The following is a 9,973-nucleotide window of genomic DNA, read 5'->3' as shown; positions in this document are numbered from 1 at the left end:
TTTTAATTCTTTTCCAGCTATAGATTGATGTTTTTTTCTTAATGCTCTCATCACAATAGCTACCATATGAAAATGGCACATTTGCGTCGGTGTATCTAATATTTAAATCACGTGATAGTGGTGGATTTAATTTCTTTTTAAGGGTAAATGTTTTATTACAAGCATTACATTTATAGCGTTGAATATTATTTCTTATACCATGTTTGCGAATGTCGCTACTGTGGCAAAAATGACATTTTTTGGGTTCATAATTCAAAAAAGTGGCTTAAAGCGCGTAATGTAAGGCTTTAAGCCACTTTTTAGCAACCATTTTGTCTACTATGCCTTCTATCTTTGTTTTGTCCACTATGCCTAAATTTGTTCTTCTGATGACATTATTTGCGAAGTTACAACAGCTTTAGGATCTGCTCCATATTTATTTTCAAAACGATCTCCATCAACGAAGAAGAGCAGTAGATGGAAAATGACAGTGATAATTAATACTACAATAAGGGCAACTGCTTTCAGCGTTGAAAAATGATTGTTCATAACATCTTCAATATTATACCCTGCAATGACTATAACAATTGACGTTGCTATCTGACAAAGCTGCCACCAGCCAGAATAACCTAGATCGTGCAAACGGCGAGTAACAAGGTTGATTGATGGAATAATCAAAATTAACCCAAACAATAAATTTAATCCATTGAGTAGTTCCGCCAAACTAAACATTCGTAATACAGTTGCAGCTGAACTAAATAATGAAAAACAGAGATCAATCAGAATGATGATTAAGATAAACCAGCCATACTCTGCTCGCCTTGCTCTGCCTTTAAAGTTAAAGCTGTTTTTTAGTGCGTGAATAAACCATTCCATTGTTTCTCTCCTTATCGTTAGGTTAAATTTTGTGAAAAATGAGGTTTATCTTACCGCTTGTAAACTTCAATATGCGGATTATTCCCAATAATTTGCTATGAAGACGGTGTTAGATAGCCTATCGCATAATCTAACGCATAATCATAACCTTTTGCTCCTAAGCCACAGATCACACCTTTTGCCACATCACTTAAATAATAGTGATGACGGAAAGGTTCACGGGCGTGTACGTTGGATAAATGAACTTCAACAAAAGGAATAGCGACAGATAGTAAAGCATCACGCAAGGCAATGCTGGTGTGAGTAAATGCACCTGGGTTGATGATAATAAAATCAACCTTTTGAAAGCCTTGATGAATGCGATTAATCAACGGTTCTTCGCCATTTGCTTGAAAATAGTCAAACGCAAAGCCTTGTGCTTCTGCTTGTTGTTTTAGATGTTGCTCAATATCAGATAACGTTTGTGAACCGTAGATATGAGGTTCACGCTTTCCGAGCATATTTAGGTTGGGGCCGTTTAACAGTAAAATGGTTTTCATACATTCTCCTATAGGATATTTGTATTTAATTTATGTACCAACAATATCATTACATATTAAAGCATATTTTTAGAAAAAAAATACTAATCTAATTAAAGTTGTTTCTGATTTAAAGTTCTTATTTATTCCGATAATATCTTTCAAATCAGTAGGTAGCAAAGGGTTATTAAAAGGAAGGGCTATTGTAGACTTTAGATAACCTATTTTATTTTTAAGAATTGGGCGGTTGGGATAAATGATGGATGCAAAAAAGGCAATATATTTGACTATATTGCCATTAAAAATAATAATGATGCTATGCCCAATATTTATCAATTTCCGCACGAATTGCTTCAGCGGTTGCTTTACCTTTTTCACCGACTAAGGCTCGACCTGCAATAAAGGCTTTGGCATTTTTAACTTCTTTGAAAAGATGAATTTCTTCAGGAACGATACCGCCTGTAATGGATAGTTCTAAACCTTTTGCAGAAAGTTGTTTCATAAGTTCAATATCTTCTGCTGTCCAGCCTTTTCCTGCTAATTCAGCATCGCGTGAGCGGTGGTAAATCGCTTGTTTCACGCCTAAATCTACCCACTCTTGTGCGTCTTTTTCAACGGTCCAGTTGCCGTAGATTTCGATTTGAATTTCTTTTTTCACTTTTAATGCAGGGTGAGCGGCATTAAATTCATCTGCCACTTTTTTACAAGCTGCTTTGGTTGCTGGGTGAGCTGCTGCTGAAACGGTAAGCCAGTCCGCGCCTGCTTCAAATGCCATTTTGGCAAGGATTGCACCGCCATCGGTGGTTTTTAGGTCACATACGATGATGTGGTTTGGGTGTAATGCTCTGAGTGTTGAAATGGCTTTCATACCTTCTGCACAAGCTAGGATTGTGCCACATTCGATAATATCGACAACATCTTCTGCTTGTTTGGCATCAGCGACGGCTTTTTCTAAACTTAAAGAGTCAAGGGCAATTTGGAGAAGTGGTTTTGACATATTATTTTCCTTTTAAAGATTAAAAATTAGAGTTACAAGCGGTTAGATTTGAGAAATTTTTTATATTATTCTGTAGGGACACACTGTGTGTGTCCGCTCATCGTTTGTATTTTGTGTGGACACAGGCAGTGTGTCCCTACATTTTTATATAACAGCTGGTGCGATGGAGAATATTTACTAAAAACAATGTTTTCCCAACCGTTTGTATGAATTAACCGTTTAATGCGGCATCAATTACTGCATAGACATCTTCTGCAGTTTTGCAGCGGCGGATTTTATCTAAATCAACGCCTGTGTCGCTATCTGGATCATCAAGCACTTGGGTGATTTCCATTAAGCCTTGCATATGTTGATCTGAGTCGCTACCTGCAAGGGTTAGAAGTACATCAACAGGCTCATCTTCACCATCAAAATAGATTGGTGTTTCAAGGGTAACAAGTGCAAATGATGTTTTGATTACCCCTTCTTCTGGGCGTGCGTGTGGCATCGCTAAACCTGGTGCGAGAATGATGTAAGGTCCCATCTCTTTGATTTTGCTTACAATATTGTCGTAATAGCGTGGTTCAATCGTGCCAGCCGCAACAAGTAAATCTGTGCCGATTTTGATGGCTTCTTCCCAGTTGCTTGCTGATTGATGAAGCTTGATTGAGTTATTTTCAATTAAAGATTGTTTTAAATTCATTGTACACCTCTTGGATAAATTCCCCCCTAAGAAGGGGAGGATTGACTAGGTTACTTAGCGTTATGTTTATTGATTAACTCAACGAGTTCATCACCGAATGAGTTAGGGTTTAACATATTTTTCACGCCTAAGAATGCTTTGCCTTCTGGCACTTCAATTTCTGCTGCTAAGTGTTGAGATGAAACGATAATGTCGATTTCATTTAATTTTCCTTTGTAGTCCGTTACGGCACAAGAGTCCATAATATTTGGGATACCACGTTTATCTAAGTAGCCTTTGATCTTCATTTTCATCATCATTGATGAACCTTGACCTGAGCCACATACCGCTAAGATACGAACTGGTTTTGCATCACTTTGAGCAGGTGATACTTGTGCTTTTTCTTCTACTTTTGTTTCTTGTTGGGTTTGAACTTCATCTAAGCCGTAACCGTCTAATTGTTCAAGGGTTAAGCCTTTTGCTGCAGCTTCTGCTTCTTCAGCGCGTAAGTTGCGAGAAGCAAAGAACATATAAACCATAGCTAGAGCAACAATGATGAAGAAGAAGCCTGGTACGCTAATGATACCTTGTAGGATTGGTGGGAAGAATAATGCCCAGTCAGCCATACCCATCCAACCGTTGAAGGTTGTACCTTGGCTTGCTAACATTTGGATTACCCACGCAGAACCTAATACTTCGATCATACCCATCACGAAACAGATTTTCATTACTGCTTTCCAGCCACCGAATTGGTTTGCAAATACACCGATTGTTGCGTTAGAGAAGAACATCGGGATAAAGCCTGGAATGATGAGAATTGGTGAGCCAAAGCCTAATAGGATACCTACCGCTACGAATTGACCGATTGCACCCCACATAAAGCCGAATACCATTGCATTTGGTGAGAAAGCATAGATTGCCGCACAGTCGATTGCAAGTACTGAGTTCGGGATTAAACGTTCAGAGATACCTTTGAATGCTTCTGAAAGTTCTGCAACGAACATACGCACACCGGTTACGATGATTTGAATTGCTACCGCAAATTTCAAGCCCATTTCAAGAATGTACATAAACCAGTGGGTTTTGCCTGCCATTTGTTGCAAGTTATCTAAACCGAATGAAAGTAAGATGATGCCGAAGAAGATCGTCATTACCAACGCTGTTGCAGAGATGCTGTCGTGGAAGATATGTAACCATTTTGGTAGGTTTATATGATCAACAGAGTCATCTTTGTTACCGAGTTTCGGCGCAAGTTTTACTGCAATCCAAGACGCGATTTGTTGTTGGTGACCGATAGAGAAACCTGCACCGCCAGTAACCGCTTGCGTTGGTTTATACATAATGTTAGAAGAGATACCCCAGTAGAGTGCCATTAACACAGAAGTATAGATAATGGTTTCCCACATAGAAGCACCGATGATCATATAGAACACCGCAACAAGCCCAGCTTGTTGGAACATAATATGCCCTGTGAGCATAATGGTACGAATACCGGTAAAGCGTCTAAACACAACGAGTAAAACGTTTAAAATTAACGCCCCAATAACGGCATAACCTACCCATGCATAGTTGTCTGCCATTGTTTGAATAGTCGCTTGCATACTGGTGTAAGGGTCGATTACTGCACCTGTTAAGTTATGGAATTTAGATAAACCTTCGATAACAGGTTTGAAGTTGGTTACAAGGAAACCCGAACCCGCTTGTACAATCATAAAACCAACGATGGTTTTGATTGTCCCTTTAATCACGGTGGTGGTGTCTTTTTTGAGAAGAATGTAACCCAAGCAAGCTACGATACCAAGTAAGAATGGTGCTTTATTTAACACCTGATCTTTTAAAAAGAGCAGGATATCTGTGAGCATTTCCATAAGAGTACCTCTTATTTATCAATATGTATGGAGAAAAATTGATCTCAGCTTAACGCTGAGCGTCAGAAATTCTGATAAGCACGAATTTAACATCATACATAATAGCAATTTCCTAAGATTAAAAAAGATTGAATTTGATTATTTGTGAACTATGTCACATTATTTTTTGTAAGGGTGATTTTTTACTCTTACAAATGGAAAGGTTGATAAAATGTTCTTATTTTAATGAAAATGTTGCATTTATTATAAAATACAATATTTTTCAATAAGTTGTAGATGAGATCCATTATCAACAATTAGTATTTACAGAAAAAAATTAGATATAGATCACAAAATTACAAAAAAAGAGTGTACATTTTATTGTGATTGGATATGATTACTTATGATTATTCTATTCTTTCCTAACTTTGTTAATCATAGGAGCTAACAATGAGCAAAATTTCAGAAATCACCCGTGAAAGTTGGATTCTTTCTACCTTCCCTGAATGGGGTACTTGGCTAAATGAAGAGATCGAAAATGAAGTCGTTCCAGAAGGCAACTTTGCAATGTGGTGGCTCGGCTGCGTGGGCGTATGGATTAAAACCCCAGCAGGTGCAAACATTTGTATGGACTTATGGTGTGGTCGCGGTAAAAGCACCAAGAAAGTAAAAGATATGGTGCGTGGTCACCAAATGGCAAATATGTCAGGTGTTCGTAAATTACAGCCGAACTTACGCGCTCAACCTATGGTACTAGATCCATTTGCAATCAATGAAGTGGATTTCATTCTTGCTTCTCACTACCACAGTGACCATATTGATGTGAACGTAGCTGCAGCGATTGTAAACAATCCGAAATTAGATCACGTTAAATTTGTTGGTCCGTGGCACTGTGCAGAGCTTTGGAAAAAATGGGGTGTGCCAGAAGAGCGTATTATCATTGTGAAACCAGGCGATGTGGTGAAATTAAAAGACGTTGAAATTCACGCATTAGACTCTTTCGACCGTACCTGTTTAGTCACCTTACCAGTAGAAGGTGCAGAAGCTCAAGGTGGAGAATTAGCTGGTCTTTGCCCATCAGATGAAGAAATGGGTCGTAAAGCGGTGAACTATGTGTTTAAAACACCAGGCGGTAACATTTATCACGGTGCAGACTCTCACTACTCTATTCAATTTGCGAAACACGGTAAAGAGTTCGATATCGATGTTGCATTAAACAACTACGGTGAAAACCCAGTAGGTATCGCAGATAAAATGACATCAATCGATCTTCTTCGTATGGCAGAGTGCTTACGTTGTAAAGTAATTATCCCAGTTCACCACGACATCTGGACAAACTTTATAGCAAGTACCCAAGAGATCATTGACTTATGGCGTATGCGTAAAGACCGCTTACAATACAAATTCCACCCATTCATTTGGGAAGTGGGCGGCAAATATGTTTACCCACAAGATAAAGACTTAATTGAATATCACCACCCTCGTGGTTTTGATGACTGCTTCGAGCAAGAACCAAATATTCAATTCAAATCAATGCTTTAATCTTAATCAATCCCCCCAGTAAAATGGGGGAAATTGTTCATTATTTGGTTTAAAATAATCATAAAATAAGGAGATGAATAATGAACGAAAATTATAGACATCGGCAATTACTCGATCTTTTAACGGAAAGAAAAGCACTTTCAACTCAAGAGATTATTGAATTACTAGGTATTTCCCCTGCAACAGCACGCCGAGATATTAATAAGTTAAGTGAGCAAGGGCGTTTGCATAAAGTCCGTAATGGTGCAGAAGCCATCAGTGTGGGCTTTATTCCATCGAATAGAGAAATTAAAAATAATGATGAAAAGCAACGCATTGCCGAAGCTGCTAGCAAATTGTGCAAAGAAGGGGATAGCGTTGTATTAACTTGCGGTTCTACAATGTCGATGCTAGGTAGCAGGTTATGTGGTCAGCGTTTGCAAATTATTACTAACTATTTACCGCTTGCAAATCATTTGATTGATCATAACCACGATGATGTGGTTATTCTTGGCGGACAATATAATAAAAATAAAGCGATTACATTGTCTATCAGTGGAAATGAGATGAGCTATGCGGCAAATATTATGTTTACGAGTGGGAAAGGTTTTACGCTAGAAGGTTTATATAAAACCGATATGATTATCGCCCACTCTGAAAATCAGATGTCGTCAAAAGCTCAGAAATATGTTGTGCTACTAGATAGTATAAAGCTAGGTAAACGAGTAGGAATGTTATTTAGTGAACTGAGCAAAATTGATATTTTGATTACAGGTTCTGAAGCTGATCCTGAAATCATTAAACAACTTAGAGAAAAGGGGTTGGAAGTGATTTTGGCTTAGAAATCCTGATGTTATTGTAGGGGCGGACCGATGTGTCCGCCCTAACAAATCAGAAGGCAAGCGGCTACAACCTTCACATATTTTACATTTAACCAAAGGGGTTAAGAATGAGAAAACATAAACTAGGTATTTATGAAAAAGCCTTACCCAAAAATATCAGTTGGCAAGACAGACTGTCTATCGCCAAAACCTGTGGTTTTGACTTTGTGGAAATTTCCATTGATGAAACTGATGAACGCCTTGCTCGCCTTGATTGGGGTAAAAAAGAGCGTTTAAAACTTGTGAAAGCAATAGTGAACACAGGTGTAACCATTCCATCAATGTGCCTATCAGGGCATCGCCGTTTCCCATTTGGTAGTCGTGATGAAGCGACTCGCCAAAAAGCCTACGAAATTATGGAAAAGGCAATTCAATTAGCGGTGGATCTCGGTATTCGCACCATTCAACTTGCCGGCTACGATGTTTATTATGAAGAACAAGACGAAGGTACAATCCAACGTTTCCAAGAAGGCTTAGAATGGGCGGTTGAGTTAGCGGCAAGTAACCAAGTGACCATTGCGGTTGAAATTATGGATACTAAATTTATGAGTTCGATTTCCCGTTGGAAAAAATGGGACGAGATCATCAAATCACCGTGGTTTACCGTTTACCCTGATTTAGGTAATCTTTCTGCTTGGAACGACAATGTTGCGGAAGAGCTTAAACTTGGTATCGACAAAATCTCGGCTATTCACTTAAAAGATACCTACAAAGTTACTGAAACCTGTAAAGGTCAATTCCGTGATGTACCGTTTGGTGATGGTTGCGTGGATTTTGTCAGTTGCTTCAAAACCCTTGCAGAATTGAACTATCGTGGGGCATTTTTAATTGAAATGTGGACAGAAAAAGCGGAAGAGCCGATTGCTGAGATCATCAATGCTCGCCGTTGGATTGAACAAAAAATGAAAGAAGGGGGCTTCGAATGTTAAAAGAATTGCGTGAACGTGTTTTAAAAGCAAATTTAGAATTACCAAAATATAAATTAGTCACATTCACCTGGGGTAACGTGAGTGAAATCGACCGCGAGTCTGGTTTAGTTGCCGTTAAACCATCTGGCGTAGATTACGATGTAATGACAGCTGATGACATTGTGATTGTTGATTTACAAGGCAATCGTGTCTGGGGAACGAAAAAACCGTCTTCAGATACCCCAACACACTTAGAGCTTTATCGTCAATTCCCTGAAATTGGCGGCGTGGTTCATACACACTCTCGCCACGCAACCGCTTGGGCGCAAGCAGGGGAAGATATTTTGGCACTTGGTACAACACAAGGCGATTACTTCTACGGCTCTGTACCTTGCACCCGCCGTATGACCCCAGAAGAAATCGCAGGCGAATACGAGTTGGAAACAGGTAAAGTGATTGTTGAAACTTTCCGTAAACGTGCGATTGAGCCATCAATGGTACCTGGCGTGCTAGTTCACTCTCACGGACCTTTCACTTGGGGTAAAGATGCATTTGATGCGGTACATAACTCAGTAGTATTAGAAGAAGTGGCATATATGAATTTTGTCAGCCACCAAATCCGTCCGAATATCGGTTCAATGCAACAAGAACTGTTAGATAAGCATTACTTACGCAAACACGGTAAGAATGCGTATTATGGGCAGTAATAAATCGGTGTAATAGAAAATTTGTTGCTAAAAAGTGGCTTAAAGCCTTATAGTACAAGGCTTTAATCCCTATTTTTGAAATATGAACAAAAAACTGCCCATTTTGCCAAAGTCAGAAAATAAAGAAACATGATATACAAAATAATACTCAACGTTATTTTTGTAATGAATGTTATAAAACGTTTATCTTAAAATCTAAATTAGATCCAATTAAAATTTGGACTGATTACACATCCGGAAAACAAACCTATCAACAACTTGCCATTAAATATCATTGTTCAGTCAGAACGATTCAAAGATATATCAATAAAGCGCCTAAAACGGCTTTAAAACCACCTTTAAATCGATACCTAAACATCATTATGGATACAACGTTTTTCTGTCGTTATTTTGGCGTATTAGTGCTAATGGATTCTAATTCAAATAATGTGATTTCCCATTACTTTGTGCGAACCGAAAAAAATATTTACTACAAACTTGCTCTGAATAGGTTAAGGGAAAAGGCTATATAATTCAATGAATTACTTGTGATGGTAGACGTGGTTTGATGAAAGATTTATTTAATACGCCGGTATGCGTCAATTTCATATGGTGGCAATTGTGATGCGGAAATTAAGAAAAAAACATCAATCGCAAGCGGGTAAAGAATTAAAAATAATTGCAAAAACACTCACAAGAAGCTCAAAAATGAATTTTATCGGCGATTACATTCTTGGTTTATAAAACATCAAGATTTTTTTAAAAGAAAGGAGTGATAAAGCGAATGAAAAAGGCTATTTTCCTTATAAACATCGTAATGTAAGAAGTGCTTATGCCAGTTTAAAGCGTTATATGGATTTTATTTTTATCTATGAAAAACATTCTGAATTAAATATAGAAAAGACGACAAATCGCTCAGAGGGATTATTTAGTAAACTTAAGCGAAAATTAAATAATCATAATGGATTAACGAAAAAGAGTAAGATGTTGTTTATACAAGATTTTTAAATAAAAAGAGTTGCTCAGAATAATTAAAAAGACCCTATCCCAAATTCTGTGTAAACACCCATTTCAACTTAACGGTGATCGTCTAGGCGAT

General features: G+C 38.0%; 11 protein-coding genes. 5 read left to right on the top strand and 6 right to left on the bottom strand.

The genetic code is table 11. From position 1 onward, the window contains the following. The 6 genes from B0183_RS13195 to B0183_RS05565 form a co-directional block, all read right to left on the bottom strand. Positions 1-256: IS1/IS1595 family N-terminal zinc-binding domain-containing protein (locus B0183_RS13195; RefSeq protein WP_207552015.1), on the bottom strand; the 256-nt coding region annotated here is incomplete at its 3' end. 95 nt (positions 257-351) lie between these two features. Continuing rightward, positions 352-855 (bottom strand): DUF805 domain-containing protein, encoded by a 504-nt coding sequence (locus tag B0183_RS05585; RefSeq protein WP_021111814.1) that lies wholly within the window; start codon positions 853-855, stop codon positions 352-354. Positions 856-950: 95 nt separating this feature from the next. Then, a complete protein-coding gene (aroQ, locus tag B0183_RS05580) occupies positions 951-1,394 on the bottom strand; it encodes a type II 3-dehydroquinate dehydratase (RefSeq protein WP_021113012.1) in 444 nt (147 codons plus the stop codon). A gap of 295 nt (positions 1,395-1,689) precedes the next feature. Next, positions 1,690-2,370: a 3-keto-L-gulonate-6-phosphate decarboxylase UlaD gene (locus B0183_RS05575; protein ID WP_021113010.1), complete on the bottom strand. Its 681-nt coding sequence runs from the start codon at positions 2,368-2,370 to the stop codon at positions 1,690-1,692. Between the two features lie 211 nt (positions 2,371-2,581). Then, the gene (locus tag B0183_RS05570; RefSeq protein WP_021111816.1) at positions 2,582-3,052 is read right to left on the bottom strand and encodes a PTS sugar transporter subunit IIA; all 471 of its coding nucleotides are present in this window, start codon (positions 3,050-3,052) and stop codon (positions 2,582-2,584) included. 50 nt (positions 3,053-3,102) lie between these two features. Next, complete coding sequence (locus tag B0183_RS05565; RefSeq protein WP_021114461.1) at positions 3,103-4,899, bottom strand: PTS ascorbate-specific subunit IIBC; 1,797 nt, start codon at positions 4,897-4,899, stop codon at positions 3,103-3,105. Between the two features lie 429 nt (positions 4,900-5,328). On the opposite strand from B0183_RS05565, the gene ulaG reads away from it, so the two are divergent. From ulaG to B0183_RS13190, 5 genes are all read left to right on the top strand, one after another. Further along, the gene (gene ulaG, locus B0183_RS05560; RefSeq protein ID WP_021110102.1) at positions 5,329-6,420 is read left to right on the top strand and encodes an L-ascorbate 6-phosphate lactonase; all 1,092 of its coding nucleotides are present in this window, start codon (positions 5,329-5,331) and stop codon (positions 6,418-6,420) included. 80 nt (positions 6,421-6,500) lie between these two features. Further along, positions 6,501-7,241, top strand: coding sequence for an HTH-type transcriptional regulator UlaR (gene ulaR, locus B0183_RS05555; RefSeq protein ID WP_021110103.1), 741 nt, complete (start codon positions 6,501-6,503; stop codon positions 7,239-7,241). Between the two features lie 107 nt (positions 7,242-7,348). Then, positions 7,349-8,209 (top strand): L-ribulose-5-phosphate 3-epimerase, encoded by an 861-nt coding sequence (locus B0183_RS05550; protein WP_005712738.1) that lies wholly within the window; start codon positions 7,349-7,351, stop codon positions 8,207-8,209. Then, the gene (araD, locus tag B0183_RS05545) at positions 8,203-8,895 is read left to right on the top strand and encodes an L-ribulose-5-phosphate 4-epimerase (protein WP_005712736.1); all 693 of its coding nucleotides are present in this window, start codon (positions 8,203-8,205) and stop codon (positions 8,893-8,895) included. Before B0183_RS05550 ends, araD begins: the two co-directional genes overlap by 7 nt. A 119-nt stretch (positions 8,896-9,014) precedes the next feature. Continuing rightward, a complete protein-coding gene (locus tag B0183_RS13190) occupies positions 9,015-9,407 on the top strand; it encodes a hypothetical protein (RefSeq protein WP_459543472.1) in 393 nt (130 codons plus the stop codon). Positions 9,408-9,973 lie beyond the last annotated feature (566 nt).

It is taken from the genome of Glaesserella parasuis (genome assembly GCF_002015085.1).
GTDB lineage: Bacteria > Pseudomonadota > Gammaproteobacteria > Enterobacterales > Pasteurellaceae > Glaesserella > Glaesserella parasuis.
The sequence above is the reverse complement of the archived record's forward strand: the minus strand, read 5'-3'. Positions and strand labels throughout refer to the sequence as shown.

What these genes read in the sequence shown, in the direction of transcription:
- B0183_RS05575 (WP_021113010.1), bottom strand. Translation starts at nt 2,370, where the DNA reads ATGTCAAAACCACTTCTCCAAATTGCCCTTGACTCTTTAAGTTTAGAA.
- B0183_RS05570 (WP_021111816.1), bottom strand. Translation starts at nt 3,052, where the DNA reads ATGAATTTAAAACAATCTTTAATTGAAAATAACTCAATCAAGCTTCAT.
- B0183_RS05565 (WP_021114461.1), bottom strand. Translation starts at nt 4,899, where the DNA reads ATGGAAATGCTCACAGATATCCTGCTCTTTTTAAAAGATCAGGTGTTA.
- ulaG (WP_021110102.1), top strand. Translation starts at nt 5,329, where the DNA reads ATGAGCAAAATTTCAGAAATCACCCGTGAAAGTTGGATTCTTTCTACC.
- aroQ (WP_021113012.1), bottom strand. Translation starts at nt 1,394, where the DNA reads ATGAAAACCATTTTACTGTTAAACGGCCCCAACCTAAATATGCTCGGA.
- ulaR (WP_021110103.1), top strand. Translation starts at nt 6,501, where the DNA reads ATGAACGAAAATTATAGACATCGGCAATTACTCGATCTTTTAACGGAA.
- araD (WP_005712736.1), top strand. Translation starts at nt 8,203, where the DNA reads ATGTTAAAAGAATTGCGTGAACGTGTTTTAAAAGCAAATTTAGAATTA.
- B0183_RS05585 (WP_021111814.1), bottom strand. Translation starts at nt 855, where the DNA reads ATGGAATGGTTTATTCACGCACTAAAAAACAGCTTTAACTTTAAAGGC.
- B0183_RS05550 (WP_005712738.1), top strand. Translation starts at nt 7,349, where the DNA reads ATGAGAAAACATAAACTAGGTATTTATGAAAAAGCCTTACCCAAAAAT.